The organism is Pseudomonas sp. RIT409, from assembly GCF_003052515.2.
GTDB lineage: Bacteria > Pseudomonadota > Gammaproteobacteria > Pseudomonadales > Pseudomonadaceae > Aquipseudomonas.
On record NZ_QARE02000020.1, the window covers coordinates 76938 to 92789 of the forward strand.

Here is a 15852-nt window from a genome sequence, read left to right on the forward strand (position 1 = left end):
GTCCGAGCTACCGTTACCACGCGGAGCGTGGGAACGATCATCATCTCGCTGAACATATGACCTTATCCCGTCTCGCCCTCGCGCTCTCCCTGCTGCCAACGGCACAAGCCTTCGCCGAGCCGACTGACCGTGCAGACGCGCTCAAACTTCCCGACGTGCTGATCAGTGCCGATCGGCAGGTCGAAGCGCGAAGCGACAGTACCGCCGCCAACACCGTGTTCACCCGCGCCGACATCGAGCGCCTACAGCCGACCAGTGTCACTGACCTGCTCGATCGGGTGCCTGGCGTGCAGGTCGCACCCAGCGGCGGGCGAGGCAGCCTGCCCGGCATTTCGATCCGCGGCACCAAGTCCGCGCAGACGCTGGTGCTCGTCGACGGCCAGCGAATCGCCAATGCCACATCTGCCGACAGCGCTTTGCAATACCTCAATGTGGAGCAGATTGAACGGGTGGAAGTGCTGCGCGGCTCACGCTCGGTGGTGTACGGCGCCGATGCCATTGGCGGCGTGATTCAGATCTTCACCCGCCGCAGTGCCGGACAAGGCTTGCAAGCCCGGCTGCACACGGGCGTTGGCAATCGGGGTACGAGGCAGAGCAGCATGGGGCTGTCCGGTGGCAATGCGCAAACCCGCTTCAGCCTCAGCACCAGCCTGGACGAGACCGATGGCATCGACCGGACCGGGCCGTCCTATCTCAGCGACGCCGATCACGATGCCTACCGCAACAAAGCCTACAGCCTGAACCTGACCCACTGGCTGAACGATGACGTGGAGGTCGGCCTCAACGCGCTGGATAACCGAGGGAAAACCGAGTTCGACAACCCGTTCGGCCTGTTCGACCCGGTGACCTTCGACACCGTGGGCCAGCAGCAATACAGTGATTTCGAGCTCAACAGCCTGGGAACGTACTTGGACGCTCGCATCAATGAATACTGGAAGACGCGGCTGGAACTGGGCCACAGCGAGAATAGAGAAAAGACCTTCGACAAGCTCAGCGACGACCAATACGTCTTCAATACCTATCGCGACTCGGTCAACTGGCAACACGACTTGGCATTGGACGCCCACAACAGCCTGATGCTCGGTGCCGAAGCGTACGAGGATCGGGTCAACAGCAGCACGGCGTTCGACGAAGACAGCCGCTGGAACCGTGCGCTGTTCATCCAGCACCGTTTCAAGGGCGACCCGGTGTCCACTGAACTGGGCCTGCGCCGCGATCGGAATCAGCAATTCGGCAGTCAGGACACCTGGAGCGGCACGCTGACCCTGGCGCTGAATGACGCCAACGATCTGCTGGCCTCCTACAGCGAGGGCTTCCGCGCCCCGACGTTCAACGACCTGTACTACCCCGGTTTCAGCAATCCGAACCTAAAGCCCGAGCACTCGAAGAGCTACGAACTGCAATGGCGCAGCCGCCTGAGCGATAGCCGTTCACTGGAAGCCTCGCTGTATCGGACCGATCTGGAGGATGCCATTGCGCTGGACAGCAACTACCGTCCACAAAACATTGGTTCAGCCCGGATCAACGGCTTTGAAGCGTCGTTCGAACAGCGACTGTATGGCTGGACCGGGGAACTGGGGGCCTCGATCATCGACCCGCGCGACCGCGACACCGGCCACACATTGAACCGCCGCGCGCGCCGGACGCTGAACCTGGATATCGATCGCCAATTCAACCGCCTTGGCGTCGGGGCAAGCTGGCAGGCGGTGAGCGGCAGTTTCGACGACGAGGCCAATACCCGTAGCATCGGCGGCTACGCGCTGATTGGGCTGCGCAGCAGTTGGAAAGCCAGCGACGAAGTGAAGTTGGACTTCAAAGTGGATAACGCCTTGGGCAAGCGCTATAGCCGCACGCTGTACAGTTTTGATGGCTATGACCATGGATATCGGGAAGAAGGTCGGACATGGATGTTGGGCATAACCTGGACGCCCGAACGCTGAAACGCCAGGTCGTCAGCCAGAGGATCGATGCTCGGCGGGCACCACTCCCATGTCCGTGGATCAACGATCTGGGGCAAGGGCTCTGCAGAGTTTTGCCACCGCCTCGATCATCTGCCCGCTCGGCCGCTCGATACCCTTATCCGGCACCGTTTCCAACCGTGCCTTCAGCGATGGCCAGGCTTTCCACATGTCGAGTTGAGACGCCGTGCTGGCGACGATCACTTCCGGCGCCCGCTGCAAGACCGACTCAACGCCAACCTGCGGGGCCGGTAGGGTCAGATCAGTAAAAACGTTCCGCGCCCCGCACACAGCCAACGCATCGCTGATGATTTGCCCGCCACCCACGGTGTACAGCGGCTGATTCCAGACCTGATAAAACACGCTGATGGGGGTATCTCGGCGATAGCGGGTTCTCAACTCCGCCAGCCGCTGACGAAACGCCTCCGCGACCTGTCGCCCTCGCTCGTAACGGCCCAGCCGCTCGCCGACCTGTTCGATCTGATCGGCCAACTGGTCGAGGGTATGAGGCTCGGCGGTGAATAAGGGAATGTGCAGGCGCTGCAGTTGGTCACGCTGGGCAGCGCTGACGCTGCCGGGCCAGAGCAGCAGCAAATCGGGTCGCAGGCCTAGCAGGCGCTCCACCTCAAGCTGCCCGTAACGACCGACCGAGGGCAACTGAGCGACGGCGGCCGGCCGCTCCCCGCCGTCCAGCACACCGACCAACCGATCGGCGGCACCGAGTTCAACGACGATTTCCGTCAAGGACGGCGCAAGGCTGATCACGCGTTCGGCCGCCTCGACCGGCAATGCCGCCATCAGCAGCAGACAGGCAAAAACGCGGCGCATCAGGTCGACGGGCGAAGACTGCAGCACAGGGACGGAACGACAACATGTGTCATCGACAGGCCTCGGCGCTGACCGCCACCTCTCACGCGGGATCGACCTCGCTTTGATGCTCGTTGCCCATCATGTGGCCCAGCTTGCCTGCCTTGGTGGCCAGATAAAGCTTGTTATGAGGATTCTGGCCGGTGTGCAGCGGGACGCGCTCCGCGACCTTGATGCCCATTTCAGTCAGGGCTTTGACCTTGCGGGGATTGTTGGTCATCAACCGCAGGGATTTCACGCCCAGGTGCTCCAGCATCGGCAGGCAGATCCCGTAGTCACGCTGGTCGGCGGCGAAACCAAGACGCTCGTTCGCTTCAACAGTATCCGCTCCGCCGTCCTGCAACTCATAGGCGCGGATCTTATTCATCAAACCGATGCCGCGCCCTTCTTGGCGCAGGTACAGCAACACACCACGGCCTTCGGCAGCGATCGCGCGCAGCGCCGCTTCAAGCTGGGAACCGCAATCGCAACGCTGGCTGAACAAGGCATCGCCCGTCAGGCACTCGGAGTGCACACGACCAAGGACCGGCGCGCCGTCGGATACATCGCCCAGGCTAAGTACAACGTGTTCTCGACCGGTTTCCTGCTCCAGGAAGCCGTTCATTTTGAAAGTGGCAAAAGGGGTAGGCAGCTTGGAAGCCGCGACAAATACGACGGGCACCGTGTGCTCCTGATCAGTATGAGGGCTGGAAATAAGCAAGGCCGCATTGTAACAGCAGGTTCCGGTAGAAGCTTAGGCTGAATTGTCGGCTAATCAGATCGGATAGTGTGATCATTGGCTGGCGCCGACCTGGCTTGCACCATCGTCTGCATCGAACGGATAGGGCTGCTTCCAGCGCGCGAAGATGGGACGCAACTGGCCGGAACGGACCAGTTGCGCCATGCGCCGATCGAACAGATCCCGCAGATAACGACCGCGGTCATTGTCGGCGAAGCTCAGGTAGAGCGGGATCGCCGTCAGATAGGTTGTTCGGAAGCGTTGCGGCTCTTGGGTTTGCGCGAGGATAAAGCCGATTTCGGGCTTTGCGTCGATATACACGTCGGCGCGACCATGCTCGAGCATCGTCGGAATGTGGTCCCGCCGTGGGACCTCATTGAAGTGAACGACGTTGGGCAGGTAATGATCGAACGCGTAGCCTCGCACCCAGGCCAGCCGGTAGCTCGCCAATGACCTCAGCGTAGGAGCAGGCCGAGAGGCAAGGGTCAGCGCATAGATCTCGTCAGTATCGTAGTGCCATTTCGGATAGAGGGTACCGTCGACCTCGTTTTGGTAGGCACCGACCCACGCATCGGCTTCGCCACGTTGCACCAGCCCGACTGCGCGCGTGTAGGGTTCGATTCGCAAGGCCACTTGGACGCCTGCAGGCTCGAAGATTTCACGCATCAGGTCCCACCCCAGCCCTGAGCCATCGGCTTCGGTGTAAGCGTTCCACTGCTCGCTGACCAAAACGATGTCAGCCGGCTTTTCAGGCACAGACTCGGCATGCACGGGAACATTGGCTAGCCAGAGGCCCGCGATCAGCAGCAACAGGCCCCGTAACCCTGTCATCCCCACGCCCATCATCGGTCGTTTCCCGGTCGTTGCCTAAATCACACCCCATACCCAGACTAGACCCTGCATGGCGAGCCATGCAAAAACGCCCGCCAAAACGTCATCGAGCATGATCCCCACGCCGCCATGCACATGCTTGTCGACCCAGTGGATGGGCCAGGGTTTGAGAATGTCGAAGAACCGGAAGACCAGAAAACCCACCAGCAACCATACCCAACCTTCGGGCACCAGCCACAGGGTGATCCACATGCCGACCATTTCGTCCCAGACGATGCCTTCGTGGTCATGCACGCGCAAGTCGTCGGCCACCTTGCCGCACAGCCAGAAGCCGAACAGCATGGTGATACCCAGCATCAACCAGTAGCCCCAATCCGGAAGCATTTGCCACAGCGGAATGAAGGGCACCGCGACCATGGAACCCCAGGTGCCCGGCGCTTTGGGCAAGGTCCCGGAACCGAAACCGAAGGCCAGGAAATGCCATGGATTGGTCCATACCGAGGGCGGGACGTTTTCCGCCGGGACCTGATTAGGATGATCTGTCACCGTGTCTCCCGAAAATGTTGGTAACCCCGAGTCGATGGCGTGACGTCATGGCCAAGCCCGTCGACAAGCACCACGCCCTGCCCCTCCACTACCTGACCGATCACGCGGATCGACCAGCCCGCGTCGATCAGTTCAGCCAAGCATGATGCCGGGAGGGTGAAAGCCAGTCTGTAGTCATCGCCGCCACTTAGCGCGGCATTCAGCGCCTCGTCAGGATTGAAAAGCGCCAGCAGCGCGTCAGACATTGGCACCTTGTCACGCTCCACCCTCAAGCCTACGCTTGAGGCCAGCGCGATATGCCCACAGTCCGCGAGCAGCCCATCGGAGATATCCAGCGCCGAGGTCGCCTTGCCCCGCAACGCCTGGCCCAATGCGAGCTGCGGCAGCGGGGACCAGTAGCGGGCCAGCAAGGCCTGAGTGGTAGACGCCTCGGCGCTACGCTGGTTCAACACGAACGGCAGCGCACCAGCGCCATCCCCCAGCGTGCCACCCACACACAGCAAATCCCCGGGCCGCGCCCCAGCCCGCGTCAACGCCTGCCCCACGGGCACGGCACCAAAGACCGTGACGGTCAGGCTCAACGGGCCGCGGGTCGTGTCCCCGCCCACCAACCGCAGGGAGCACTGCTGGGCCATGGCGTTCAATCCACGGGCGAACGCTTCCAGCCAGGTCGCAGAAACGGCAGGCAAGGTCAGGGCAAGGGTGAAGGCAAGGGGACTGGCGCCCATGGCGGCCAGATCGCTGGCGGAAACGCCGAGGGCGCGCTGGCCCAGCAGGAAGGGGTCACACACTTCGGGGAAATGCACCCCGGCGACCAACGTGTCAGTCGAGACAGCCAGTTGCTCACCGGCCTTCAAGGACAACAGGGCGCAGTCGTCGCCGATCCCCAACGCGACGCCTTCGCCGGGCTGCGCGCAGGGCGCGGCGGCAAAGTAGTTGCGGATCAGCTCGAACTCGCCCATGGCGTCAGACGCAGAGGTTCTGGAAACCCAGACGCCTCAGCGCTTGTTGGCCTTCACTTCGACTTCGCGCAGACGCGGAGCCAGCTTGTCGAGTACGCCGTTGACGAACTTGTGACCATCGGTCGAACCATAGACTTTCGCCAGTTCGATGCCTTCGTTGATGACCACGCGGTACGGCACGTCGATACGCTCCAGCAGTTCCCACGTTGACAGGCGCAGGACGGCGAGTTCGACTGGGTCCAGTTCGTCTATCGTCAAGTCCAGGCAAGGCGCCAGCGCGGCGTCGATCTGGTCCTTCTTCGCAGGCACCCCATGCAGGATCTCGCGGAAGTACGCACCGTCGACTTCAGTGAAATCGTTATCCACGCGAAATTGCGCTTCGATCTCGTTCAGCGACTGTTTGGCCATGTGCAATTGATACAGGGCCTGGGTCGCCAATTGGCGGGCCGCACGGCGTTTTTCGCTTTTCGATGGCTTGCCAGCGTCCGCTGGGCGCGGCTCGCGAGGGTTGAAGCGATCGCTTTCGTCGTTAATCACTTGGCCTCCAACTGCGCCAACAGGCTGACCATCTCGAGGGCGGACAGCGCGGCTTCTGCGCCTTTGTTGCCGGCCTTGGTGCCGGAACGTTCGATGGCCTGCTCGATCGAATCGACGGTCAGGACGCCAAAGGCGACCGGTACGCCGAACTCCATGGAAACCTGAGCCAGGCCTTTGGTGCACTCACCGGCCACGTATTCGAAGTGCGGGGTGCCACCACGGATCACGGCGCCCAGGGCGATGATCGCGGCGTATTCACTGCGTTGAGCGACTTTCTGCACGACCAGCGGAATTTCGAACGCACCCGGTGCACGGATGATGGTGATGTCGCTTTCGCTCACGCCATGGCGAACCAGTGCATCAACGGCACCGCTCACCAGGCTTTCCACGACGAAGCTGTTGAAGCGGCCAACCACCAGGGCATAGCGACCTTGTGGGGCGATGAAGGTACCTTCGATGGTCTTCAGGGTCATTCGGCTGGATCTCGTCATTAAAGAGCAAGCGCGCAGCGGGGCGCGCTTTCAGGGATTTTAGGCCACGAATCGGCGACCGCAGGGCTGGACGGGATGAAAATACAGGGTTTTCACGGTCCAGAACCTGCCGGTCTTTATTCGGAGGGCACGTATTCTACAACTTCCAGATCGAAACCGGATATCGCATTGAACTTCATTGGCGAACTCATCAGGCGCATTTTACGCACGCCCAGGTCGCGAAGGATCTGCGAGCCGGCACCCACGGTGCTGTAGGTGGTCGGCGTTTTGATCGGTGCGGCGCCCGCTGTTTCCCGGACATGGGCCAGCACGGCATCGCCATCCAGCGGGTGGCCCAACAGCAACACCACGCCGCTGCCGGCCTCGGACACCGCAGCCATTGCGGCTCGCAGGCTCCAGCGGCCAGGCTGTTTGACCATCAGCAGGTCGCGCAGCGGGTCCATGTTGTGCACCCGGACCAAGGTGGGCTCTTCTGCGCAAATCTTGCCCAACGTCAATGCGAGGTGAACGTCGCCCTCGACCGAGTCGCGATAAGTGACCAGGTTGAAGTGGCCCTGCTCAGTGTCCAGAGGCTGCTCGGCAATCCGCTGAACGGTACGTTCATGGATCATGCGGTAATGGATCAGGTCGGCGATGGTGCCGATCTTGATGTTGTGTTCGGCCGCGAAAGCTTCGAGCTCAGCGCGACGGGACATGGTGCCGTCGTCGTTCATGACTTCACAGATGACGCCGGTCGGTTCGAAACCGGCCATACGCGCCAGGTCGCAGGCCGCTTCCGTATGACCGGCGCGGGACAACGTGCCGCCGGCTTGCGCCATCAGCGGGAAGATGTGGCCGGGACTGACGATATCTTCTGCCTTGGCGTCCTTCGCGGCGGCAGCCTGAACGGTGCGCGCACGGTCGGCCGCGGAAATACCGGTGGTGACGCCCTCGGCGGCTTCGATGGACACGGTGAACTTGGTGCCGAACCCGGAGCCATTGCGTGGGGCCATCAGTGGCAACTTGAGGGTTTCGCAACGCTCGCGAGTCATCGGCATGCAAATCAGGCCGCGGGCATAACGCGCCATGAAGTTGATGTGCTCGGCCTTGACGCACTCGGAGGCCATGATCAGATCGCCTTCGTTCTCGCGATCTTCGTCATCCATGAGGATGACCATCTTGCCTTGGCGAATGTCTTCAACCAGTTCTTCGATGCTATTGAGCGCCACGCGGCACCCCCCTTCGATTCAGGATTTGAGGTAGCCGTTGGCGGCCAGAAAGCTTTCAGTGATGTTCCCGCCTTGGGCAGGCGTCGGTTCGGCGGCTTTGTCACCGAGCAGCAGACGCTCCAGGTAACGCGCCAGCAGATCCACTTCAAGGTTGATCTTACGACCCGGCCGGTAGTCGCCCATGATGGTTTCGGCCAGAGTGTGCGGGACGATGGTCAATTCGAACTCGGCGCCGTTGACCGCATTGACGGTCAGGCTGGTACCGTCGACGGTGATCGAGCCCTTGTGTGAAATGTATTTGGCCAGCTCCCGGGGGGCGCGCATGCGGAACTGAATGGCTCGAGCGTTTTCTTCGCGAGACAGGACTTCGCCGACGCCATCGACGTGGCCGCTGACCAGATGGCCGCCCAGCCGCGTGGTCGGCGTCAGAGCCTTTTCCAGGTTGACGCGGCTGCCCGTTTTCAGATCGACGAAGGCAGTCACGTCCAGGGTCTCGCGGCTGACGTCAGCCCAGAAACCGTCGCCCGGCAGCTCGACGGCAGTCAGGCACACGCCGTTCACGGCAATGCTGTCGCCGAGCTTGACGTCGGAGAGGTCGAGCTTGCCGGTCTCGACGTAGACGCGGACATCGCCGCCCTTGGGAGTGATGGCGCGGATGCTGCCGATGGATTCGATGATGCCGGTAAACATGGGTCCTCCAGGAGAGCGGGGCGAGAAGCGGAATTATACGCTCGCGCTCGGGACAGGATGTGCAATGACTCGCCAGTCATTGCCGACGGCGCGCATTTCGACGATTTTCAACTCCAGCGACTCGCTCATTTGCGCCAGTGGCAGATCGAGCAGCGGCCGCGCAGACGAGCCCATGAACTTGCCGGCCACGAAAATCTGGTATTCGTCGACCAGCCCCAGCCGCGTGAACGCGCCCGCCAACTTCGGACCGGCCTCGACCAGTACATCGTTGACGCCGCGCGCCGCCAGTTCGACCAGCAGCTTGCGCAAATCGACATGGCCGCCACTGCTCGGCAGTGCCAGCAGTTCGTGGCCTTCGGCGGTATAGCGTTCGCGGGCCGAGGCAGCGGCACACGTGGCAACCAGCGCATTGCCGGCCAGGAAGAACGGTGCTTGCAGCGGCACGCGCAAGCGCCCGTCGATCAACACACGCAGAGGGGGGCGGGTACCGGCCAACGCCGTGAGCTCAGCATTCAGGCCCAGCTCGTCAGGGCGCACGGTCAACCGGGCATCGTCAGCCAATACGGTATCGGCGCCGGTAAGGATCACGCTCGATTGCGCGCGCAGCCGCTGCACCGCCGACCGCGCCTGGGGCCCGGTGATCCATTGGCTTTCGCCACTGGCCATGGCCGTGCGCCCGTCGAGACTCATCGCCAGCTTCACCCGCACATACGGCAAACCGTGCTCCATGCGCTTGAGGAAACCTTGGTTAAGCGCGCGAGCTTCAGATTCCAGGACGCCACTCTGCACGGCAATGCCAGCACTCATCAGGCGCAGCAGACCCCGACCCGCGACGTCGGGATTGGGATCTTGCATCGCGGCGACCACGCGGCCGACGCCGGCATTGACCAGTGCATCGGCACAGGGTGGAGTCCGACCGTGATGGCTGCACGGTTCGAGCGTGACGTAGGCAGTCGCGCCGCGGGCCTTGTCACCCGCCTGACGCAGGGCGTGGACTTCGGCGTGGGGCTCGCCGGCACGCACATGCCAGCCTTCGCCAACGATCTGCCCCTCACGCACGATGACGCAGCCGACACGCGGGTTGGGGTGGGTCGAATAGACACCCTTGCGCGCCAGTTCCAGGGCCCGGCTCATGTAAAAGGCGTCGAGCACGCTTTGTTCAGTGGAAGGCATGCTCACTCTTTAACCGGCTCTCGCGCCAGTCGGTCGATTTCTTCGCGGAATTCGTTGAGGTCCTGAAACCGCCGATACACCGAAGCGAAGCGGATGTAGGCGACCTCGTCGAGCTTTTGCAACTCGGCCATTACCAACTCGCCCACGATCAATGATTTGACCTCGCGCTCGCCGGTCGCCCGCAGCTTGCTTTTGATATGCGCCAGTGCAGCTTCCAGACGCTCGACGCTGACAGGGCGCTTCTCCAGCGCACGCTGCATGCCTGCGCGCAGCTTCTCCTCGTCGAAAGGTTGGCGGCTGCCGTCCTGTTTGATCAGACGGGGCAGCACCAGCTCAGCGGTTTCAAAAGTGGTGAAACGCTCACCGCAGGCCACGCACTCGCGACGGCGGCGGACCTGATCGCCTTCGGCAACGAGGCGCGAATCGATGACTTTGGTGTCGTTGGCACCGCAGAAGGGACAGTGCATGGTGGCAGGCAACAAAAAAAGGGAGGGCCATGGTAGCGCATCCCGCTCGCAAGACAAGTATCGACCTTTGAGGTATATAGACGCCCATTCGCGCAGCGAAAGCGCTTCATCTCGGCGATACTGCGCCTGCCCCCCGTTTTTTCGTTTCTTGCCGGAGCCATTCATGACGCTACGTTTGCTTGCCGTATTCAGCCTGGTCGGCCTGCTCGCCGCCTGTAGCACCCCTGAAGCGCCTAAAGCGTCGGCGCCTGCCAAACCCGCGCCCAACGCAATAAAACTGCCCGCCGGCCCGGGCCCTTTGCCTGCTTATCAGCGGGAAATCAGCGGCCAACTGCTCGGTGTGCCTGCGGGTGCGGAAGTGGAGCTGGCCGTGCTGGTGATCGATGAGCGTAATCGTCCTCAGAAACTGCTGAGCAGCACCAAGTTGACGGGCAATAACCAGTCGCTGCCCTTTCAGTTGCGCTTCAATCCCGAAGCATTCCCCGTCGGCGCACGGGTCGAGCTGCGTGGCCGGGCTAGCCAATCCGGCCAGTTGATCCTGCACCTGCCCTCAGTGCTGATTGCCAGCCCCGACACCCAATCCGTCGGGCAGCTACAGTTCGTCGCCGCCCCATGACGCCACCGTCCGCTCTGCAAAGGACACTGAGCGAACTGCTGGGCGATGCGAAACTGGTGGCCGAACCGCTGCCCGGAACCGACCTGAAGCTGTGGTTGATCGATGCGGCGAACATGGACCGCGCGTTCAGCCCCGAAGAAACACGGCGCATCCTCGACGAGCCACCCTACTGGAGCTTTTGCTGGGCCAGCGGCCTGGCGCTGGCGCGATTCCTGGCCGAGCACCCGCAGTGGGTCGAAGGCAAGCGCGTGCTGGATTTCGGTGCCGGTTCCGGCGTCGCAGGCATTGCCGCGTCGAAGGCGGGGGCGTTGGAAGTGGTGGCCTGCGACATTGATCCAGCGGCGCTCGCCTCCTGTGCGGCCAATGCGCAACTCAACGATGTCACGCTCGGCTACTCGACGGACTTCTTCGCCGAACAGGACCGCTTCGATCTGATTCTGGTCGCCGACGTGCTGTACGACCGCGCCAATCTGCCGCTGTTGGATCACTTTCTTACCCGCGGTAAAGAGGCCCTGGTAGCGGATTCGCGGGTACGCGATTTTCAGCACCCGGCCTATCGCCGACTGGGCATTTTTGAAGCGCTCACCCTGCCGGATCTGGCAGAGCCCTGGGAGTTTCGCAACGTCAGCCTGTATCACGCCAAGCGGTAGCCCCCCGTACGCCCGGCTCAGCCTCCGATCGCCACGCTTCCGACATTGCCCTCAGCCCTTTATAGTTGGCGCCATTGAGCCTTTTTTCGAGACGTCTGATGAGCCAGGAAACGCCGTACATCTTCGATGCGACCACCGCCACCTTCGATCAGCTGGTCATCGAGAATTCCTTTCACAAACCCGTTCTGGTGGACTTCTGGGCGGAGTGGTGCGCACCGTGCAAGGTGCTGATGCCGCTGCTCAAGCAGATCGCCGAGAGCTACCAGGGTGAGTTGCTGCTGGCCAAGGTCGACTGCGATGCCGAGCAGGAAATCGTGGGGCGCTTCGGCATCCGCAGCCTGCCGACCGTCGTGCTGTTCAAGGACGGTCAGCCGGTCGACGGCTTCGCCGGGGCGCAACCTGAATCAGAAATCCGCAAACTGCTCGAGCCCCATGTGAAGCTGCCGCCACCCGCCGCAGCCGATCCGCTGCAGACCGCTCAGGCGATGTTCGCTGACAGCCATTTCGCGGAAGCTGAGGCCGTCCTGCAGACGATTCTGGCCGAAGACAACACCAATGCCGCCGCCCTGATTCTCTATGCGCGGTGCCTGGCCGAACGTGGCGAGTTGGCCGAAGCCCGCGCAGTCCTCGACGCCGTGAAAGGCGATGACCATAAGGCCGCGCTGGCAGGTGCCAAGGCGCAGCTGACATTCCTCGGTGAAGCATCGGCACTCCCCGATGCTGCCGAGCTGAAATCGCGCCTGGCGCAAAACCCGCAGGACGACGAAGCAGCCTATCAATTGGCGATTCAGCAGTTGTCCCGTCAGCAATACGAAGGCGCGCTGGACGGCTTGCTCAAGCTGTTCACCCGTAACCGCAGCTACAACGAGGGCCTGCCACACAAGACCCTGCTGCAGGTGTTCGACCTGCTGGGCAACGACCATCCGTTGGTCACGACCTACCGGCGCAAACTGTTCGCAGCGCTCTATTGAGTCGCTGTTCTCGGTGGCAGTACGGCCGTATTGCCACCGCATCGTCTTCAGGATTCGACCCAGAAATATTCCGGCGCATCGCCATGGCTTTCGACCCTGACGTTGGCGCTGTGGCGCATGCGCACCATGAGGCGCTTGCCCGCCGCAGTGCTGCCCGCCAGCCCCTCCAGTTGCCCGAGCAATTCCGGGCCGCTCAGATGCCCAGCCTTGCGTAACAGTTCCTGTGCGATGTCCCACACCGCATCATTACGGTTAGGGGGTGGTTTAGAGGCTGCGGCAGGCTGAGCGTCAACGTTTGCGGGCTGGGTGCCCCACTGCATTCCCAGCCTGGCCCAATCGTCCTCATCCATTTCCACAGTGAGGTCCACTGGCAGCGCGCCAATGGTTCCACGGATTCGCAAGATAATGTCTCCTCTAAGCGGCGCCGTAGCAGGGTCCCACCGGCGCCTGGGTGCTGCATCATAACCGCTGCGAGGCAATCGAGGCCGCGCTCATCAGGGCCGACGCGTTCATATCGCATCCTCATGATGGAAAAAGTTAAGAACCAATGCGCAACATTGTTATAAGATCACATAACAATTCGTAACCCTGTCGGAGCTCCCCCATGCGTCGTCTGCTACTTGCCTTGCCTTTCGCGCTGCTTCCCCTCGCCATTGCCCATGCCGCCGACGAACACGATCACGATCACGAGCACGGCAGCCTGGGGGCACATGTGCACGGCGTGGCGCGGCTGGACATGGCGCTGGACGGTCATACCCTGGAGCTCGAACTGGACTCGCCGGCCATGAACATCGTCGGTTTCGAGCACGCTGCTACGACCGATGCCGACAAGATGAAACTCGCCCTGGCCCGGGAAACCCTGCTCAAGCCTCACGGCCTGTTCAGCATTCCAGAGGGTGCGGGGTGTTCTGCCGTGAAGGCGAAGCTGGAAAGCCCCCTGTTCGGTGACAAGGATGACGACCATGACGACGGGGACGCGGATGAACACGAACATGAACACAGCGAAATCCATGGCCACTATCAGTTCACCTGCACTTCGCCCGCCGTCCTCAACCAACTGGATCTGACTCAACTGTTCAACAGTTTTCCGGCCACCCAGACGATCCAGGTCCAATTGGTGACGCCGAAACGCCAGATGGGCGCAGAAGTGCGTCCGAGCAACCCCGTCGTCAAATTCTGACCATGACCCAAGCGCTCATCGAACTCTCCGACCTCGGTTTCGCCTGGCCGGGCCATGGGCCGTTGCTGGACATTCCGGCCTTCCGGCTTGAGACAGGCGAAACCCTGTTCCTCAAGGGGCCCAGTGGCAGCGGTAAAACGACCCTGCTGGGGTTGCTGGGCGGTGTGCAAAAACCGGATCGGGGCACCATCCGGCTGCTCGGCCAGGAGCTGACTCAGCTTTCGGCCAGCGCCCGCGACCGCTTTCGAGTCGACCACACGGGCTACATCTTTCAACAATTCAATCTGTTGCCATTTCTGTCGGTGAGAGAAAACGTCGAACTGCCGTGTCACTTCTCGAAGCTGCGCACCGCACGGGCGACGCAGCGCCATGGCAGTGTCGAGCAGGCTGCAGTGACCCTGCTCGCTCACCTTGGGCTCAAAGATTCGCCGTTGCTGGAGCGACGCGCAGATTCGCTCTCCATCGGCCAGCAACAGCGAGTCGCTGCGGCGCGTGCCTTGATCGGTCAGCCTGAGCTCGTGATCGCTGACGAACCGACGTCGGCACTGGACGCCGACGCCCGGGAAGCTTTCATCCGGTTATTGTTCGCCGAATGCAGGGAAGCCGGGGCCAGCCTGCTGTTCGTCAGCCATGATCAGAGCCTGGCACCGCTGTTCGACCGCAATCTGTCATTGGCCGAGCTCAATCGCGCCGCCGTCGTCACCGAGGTTTGACATGTATCTTCTTCGCCTGGCGCTGGCCAGCCTCGCCAATCGCCGTTTCACGGCCTTTTTAACGGCGTTTGCCATCGCCCTCTCCGTTTGCCTGCTGCTGGCGGTGGAGCGGGTGCGTACCGAGGCTCGCGCCAGTTTCGCCAGCACCATCAGCGGTACGGACCTGATCGTCGGTGCCCGCTCGGGTTCGGTGAATCTGCTGCTGTATTCCGTGTTCCGCATCGGTAACGCCACGAACAATATTCGCTGGGACAGTTTCGAGCACTTTGCCAACAGCAAGCAGGTGAAATGGGCCATCCCGATTTCCTTGGGTGACAGTCATCGCGGCTATCGCGTGATGGGCACCAACTCGTCCTATTTCGAGCATTACCAGTACGGTCGGCAGCAGCATCTGGAAATCGCCGATGGCCGCCCCTTCGCCACCGATCCGTTCGAGGTGGTGCTGGGTGCCGAGGTCGCTGAGGCGCTGCATTACACACTCGGCGACAAGCTGGTACTGGCCCATGGCGTGGCGACGGTGAGCTTGGTCAAGCATGACGACAAGCCCTTTACGGTGGTCGGTATCCTCAAGCGCACAGGCACGCCGGTGGACCGCACGCTGCACATCAGCCTGGGCGGCATGGAAGCGATCCATATCGACTGGCACAACGGTGTGCCCGCGCAAGGCGCCGGCCGAATCAGCGCCGATCAGGCGCGTAACATGGACCTGACGCCGACCCAGATCACCGCGTTTCTGCTGGGCCTGAACAGCAAGATTTCCACCTTCGCATTGCAGCGGGAGATCAACGAATTCCGTGGCGAGCCGATGCTGGCGATCCTGCCGGGTGTGGCACTGCAAGAGCTATGGAGCCTGATGGGCACGGCGGAGAAAGCTCTGTTCGTGATCTCGCTGTTCGTGGTGCTGACCGGCCTGATCGGCATGCTGACGGCGATCCTTACCAGCCTCAATGAGCGCCGCCGGGAGATGGCCATCCTGCGTTCGGTGGGCGCGCGGCCGTGGCATGTCGCCAGCCTTCTGGTTCTCGAAGCCTTCGCACTGGCATTGGCTGGAGCAGTCAGCGGCCTGGCGTTGCTGTATGTCGGCATTGCTGCGGCTCAGGGCTACGTCCAGGCCAATTACGGGCTGTACTTGCCCCTGTCGCTGCCGAGCGCTTATGAGTGGACGTTGCTGGGCGGCATCCTCGCCGCGGCTCTGCTGATGGGCACGGTGCCCGCGTGGCGGGCGTACCGTCAGTCGCTGGCCGACGGCCTGTCGATCCGTTTATGAGGGTGTG

At 62.1% G+C, this 15852-nt stretch carries 19 protein-coding genes; 7 read left to right on the forward strand and 12 right to left on the reverse strand.

All coding sequences use genetic code 11. From position 1 onward, the window contains the following. The first annotated feature begins 56 nt into the window (after positions 1–56). Entirely contained in the window at positions 57–1940 is a 1884-nt protein-coding gene (locus DBP26_RS21675; RefSeq protein ID WP_108239529.1) for a TonB-dependent receptor, read from the forward strand. 60 nt (positions 1941–2000) lie between these two features. On the opposite strand, the gene DBP26_RS21680 is transcribed toward DBP26_RS21675, so the two are convergent. The 11 genes from DBP26_RS21680 to nrdR all read right to left on the reverse strand — a co-directional run bounded on the left by DBP26_RS21680 (position 2001) and on the right by nrdR (position 10448). Then, entirely contained in the window at positions 2001–2786 is a 786-nt protein-coding gene (locus tag DBP26_RS21680; RefSeq protein ID WP_108239600.1) for a cobalamin-binding protein, read from the reverse strand. A gap of 82 nt (positions 2787–2868) precedes the next feature. Then, positions 2869–3486 (reverse strand): GTP cyclohydrolase II, encoded by a 618-nt coding sequence (gene ribA / locus DBP26_RS21685; protein ID WP_108239528.1) that lies wholly within the window; start codon positions 3484–3486, stop codon positions 2869–2871. A gap of 111 nt (positions 3487–3597) precedes the next feature. Then, positions 3598–4386, reverse strand: a complete 789-nt coding sequence (locus tag DBP26_RS21690) for a transporter substrate-binding domain-containing protein (RefSeq protein WP_256601889.1) — start codon at positions 4384–4386, stop codon at positions 3598–3600. Positions 4387–4410: 24 nt separating this feature from the next. Then, the gene (locus DBP26_RS21695) at positions 4411–4920 is read right to left on the reverse strand and encodes a phosphatidylglycerophosphatase A (protein WP_108239527.1); all 510 of its coding nucleotides are present in this window, start codon (positions 4918–4920) and stop codon (positions 4411–4413) included. Then, the gene (gene thiL / locus DBP26_RS21700) at positions 4917–5882 is read right to left on the reverse strand and encodes a thiamine-phosphate kinase (RefSeq protein ID WP_108239526.1); all 966 of its coding nucleotides are present in this window, start codon (positions 5880–5882) and stop codon (positions 4917–4919) included. The genes DBP26_RS21695 and thiL overlap by 4 nt, the downstream gene beginning before the upstream one ends. A 36-nt stretch (positions 5883–5918) precedes the next feature. Next, positions 5919–6419: a transcription antitermination factor NusB gene (gene nusB, locus DBP26_RS21705; protein WP_108239525.1), complete on the reverse strand. Its 501-nt coding sequence runs from the start codon at positions 6417–6419 to the stop codon at positions 5919–5921. Further along, complete coding sequence (gene ribE / locus DBP26_RS21710) at positions 6416–6892, reverse strand: 6,7-dimethyl-8-ribityllumazine synthase (RefSeq protein ID WP_108239524.1); 477 nt, start codon at positions 6890–6892, stop codon at positions 6416–6418. Before ribE ends, nusB begins: the two co-directional genes overlap by 4 nt. 134 nt (positions 6893–7026) lie before the next feature. Continuing rightward, a complete protein-coding gene (gene ribBA, locus DBP26_RS21715) occupies positions 7027–8118 on the reverse strand; it encodes a bifunctional 3,4-dihydroxy-2-butanone-4-phosphate synthase/GTP cyclohydrolase II (RefSeq protein WP_108239523.1) in 1092 nt (363 codons plus the stop codon). An 18-nt stretch (positions 8119–8136) separates the two neighbouring features. Continuing rightward, positions 8137–8808: a riboflavin synthase gene (locus DBP26_RS21720; protein WP_108239522.1), complete on the reverse strand. Its 672-nt coding sequence runs from the start codon at positions 8806–8808 to the stop codon at positions 8137–8139. A 33-nt stretch (positions 8809–8841) separates the two neighbouring features. Beyond that, positions 8842–9981 (reverse strand): bifunctional diaminohydroxyphosphoribosylaminopyrimidine deaminase/5-amino-6-(5-phosphoribosylamino)uracil reductase RibD, encoded by a 1140-nt coding sequence (gene ribD / locus DBP26_RS21725; RefSeq protein WP_177411106.1) that lies wholly within the window; start codon positions 9979–9981, stop codon positions 8842–8844. A gap of 2 nt (positions 9982–9983) precedes the next feature. After that, positions 9984–10448 carry a transcriptional regulator NrdR gene (gene nrdR / locus DBP26_RS21730; protein ID WP_167362104.1) on the reverse strand — a complete coding sequence of 155 codons (465 nt, stop codon included), beginning with the start codon at positions 10446–10448 and terminating at the stop codon, positions 9984–9986. A gap of 163 nt (positions 10449–10611) precedes the next feature. On the opposite strand from nrdR, the gene DBP26_RS21735 reads away from it, so the two are divergent. From DBP26_RS21735 to trxA, 3 genes are all read left to right on the forward strand, one after another. Beyond that, positions 10612–11064, forward strand: a complete 453-nt coding sequence (locus tag DBP26_RS21735; RefSeq protein ID WP_108239520.1) for a YbaY family lipoprotein — start codon at positions 10612–10614, stop codon at positions 11062–11064. Then, positions 11061–11714, forward strand: a complete 654-nt coding sequence (locus tag DBP26_RS21740) for a 50S ribosomal protein L11 methyltransferase (RefSeq protein WP_108239519.1) — start codon at positions 11061–11063, stop codon at positions 11712–11714. The genes DBP26_RS21735 and DBP26_RS21740 overlap by 4 nt, the downstream gene beginning before the upstream one ends. 98 nt (positions 11715–11812) lie before the next feature. Further along, on the forward strand, positions 11813–12685 hold the full coding sequence (trxA, locus tag DBP26_RS21745) for a thioredoxin (protein WP_108239518.1): 873 nt from the start codon (positions 11813–11815) through the stop codon (positions 12683–12685). 47 nt (positions 12686–12732) lie between these two features. Here trxA and DBP26_RS21750 read toward each other — a convergent pair whose 3' ends face one another. Next, entirely contained in the window at positions 12733–13089 is a 357-nt protein-coding gene (locus DBP26_RS21750) for a hypothetical protein (RefSeq protein ID WP_108239598.1), read from the reverse strand. A 200-nt stretch (positions 13090–13289) separates the two neighbouring features. On the opposite strand from DBP26_RS21750, the gene DBP26_RS21755 reads away from it, so the two are divergent. From DBP26_RS21755 to DBP26_RS21765, 3 genes are read left to right on the forward strand one after another with little or no spacing between them, the layout of a single operon-like run. After that, positions 13290–13865: a DUF2796 domain-containing protein gene (locus tag DBP26_RS21755; protein WP_108239517.1), complete on the forward strand. Its 576-nt coding sequence runs from the start codon at positions 13290–13292 to the stop codon at positions 13863–13865. Between the two features lie 2 nt (positions 13866–13867). Further along, positions 13868–14578, forward strand: coding sequence for an ABC transporter ATP-binding protein (locus DBP26_RS21760; protein ID WP_108239516.1), 711 nt, complete (start codon positions 13868–13870; stop codon positions 14576–14578). Position 14579: 1 nt separating this feature from the next. Next, on the forward strand, positions 14580–15845 hold the full coding sequence (locus tag DBP26_RS21765; RefSeq protein ID WP_108239515.1) for an ABC transporter permease: 1266 nt from the start codon (positions 14580–14582) through the stop codon (positions 15843–15845). The last annotated feature ends 7 nt before the right edge of the window (positions 15846–15852 follow it).